Raw genomic sequence first — 1,181 nt, forward strand, 5'->3', positions numbered from 1 at the left:
GGCGGCGCGGGCGACTCCCTCCTCGGCACGGCCCGCGCCGCCGGGGTGGACGTGTTCCTCACCGCCGACCTGAGGCACCATCCGGCGAGCGAGTTCGTGGAGGAGGGCGGGCCGGCGCTGATCGACGCCGCGCACTGGGCCACCGAGTGGCCATGGCTCGACAGTGCCGCGTCCATCCTGGGTTCGAGTGGCGTTACCGTTGAGACGCGTGTCTCCGCCACGGTCACCGATGCTTGGACAAGAGGTTATTCATCATGAAGGCAGCCCCCGAGGCCCAGAAGCGACTGCTCGACCTGGCCGACCTCGACTCCGTGGTGGACAGGCTGGCGCACCGCCGCCGCACCCTGCCCGAGCTGGCGGAGATCGACGAGCAGTCCAAGCGGTTCGCCAAGCTCGCGACCGAGGTGATCGAGGCCGAGACCGAGGCCGGTGACCTCGCCCGCGAGCAGACCAAGGCGGAGAACGACGTCGACACCGTCCGCACCCGCGCCGACCGCGACCAGAAACGGCTCGACTCCGGCGCCGTCACCTCGCCGAAGGACCTGGCCAGCCTCCAGTCCGAGATCACCTCCCTGCACAAGCGCCAGGGTGACCTGGAGGACGTCGTCCTGGAGATCATGGAGCGCCGCGAGGCCGCCGACACCAAGGTCACCGACCTGAGCGCCAAGCGCGACGAGCTCGCCGCCACCCGCGCCGCCGCCGAGGACCGCCGCGACACCGCGCTCGCCGAGATCGACAAGGAGGCGGGCGAGATCCAGGCCCGCCGCGCCGGCGTCGCCGACGAGATCCCCGCCGACCTGATGACCCTCTACACCAAGCTCAAGGGCCAGTACGGCGTCGGAGCCGCCATGCTCAGGGCCGGCCGCTGCCAGGGCTGCAAGGTCGCCCTGTCCATCGCCGAGATGAACCGCATCAAGGCCGCCCCCCACGACGAGGTGCTGCGGTGCGACGAGTGCCGGCGCATCCTCGTACGCACTCCCGAGTCGGGCCTGTGACCTCCTCCTACCTCGTGGAGGCCGACGGCGGCTCCCGCGGCAACCCCGGCCCGGCCGGCTACGGCGCCGTCGTCATGGACGCGGCCGACCGCCAGGTCCTGGCGGGGGCCGCGGAGGCGATCGGCGTCGCCACCAACAACGTCGCCGAGTACCGCGGCCTCATCGCCGGCCTGCGGGCGGGGCGCG

At 72.3% G+C, this 1,181-nt stretch carries 3 protein-coding genes; all 3 read left to right on the top strand.

Annotated features, from left to right (window positions below):
• Positions 1-258, top strand: a 258-nt coding sequence (locus tag KME77_RS20535; RefSeq protein WP_219470201.1) for a Nif3-like dinuclear metal center hexameric protein, incomplete at its 5' end; no start/stop codon positions are given.
• Positions 255-995 (top strand): zinc ribbon domain-containing protein, encoded by a 741-nt coding sequence (locus KME77_RS20540; protein ID WP_219470203.1) that lies wholly within the window; start codon positions 255-257, stop codon positions 993-995. The genes KME77_RS20535 and KME77_RS20540, both read left to right, overlap by 4 nt.
• The coding region (locus tag KME77_RS20545) for a reverse transcriptase-like protein (protein ID WP_219470206.1) at positions 992-1,181 on the top strand (190 nt) is incomplete at its 3' end. The genes KME77_RS20540 and KME77_RS20545, both read left to right, overlap by 4 nt.

The sequence above is a fragment of the Nonomuraea rhizosphaerae genome (genome assembly GCF_019396405.1).
Lineage (GTDB): Bacteria > Actinomycetota > Actinomycetes > Streptosporangiales > Streptosporangiaceae > Nonomuraea > Nonomuraea rhizosphaerae.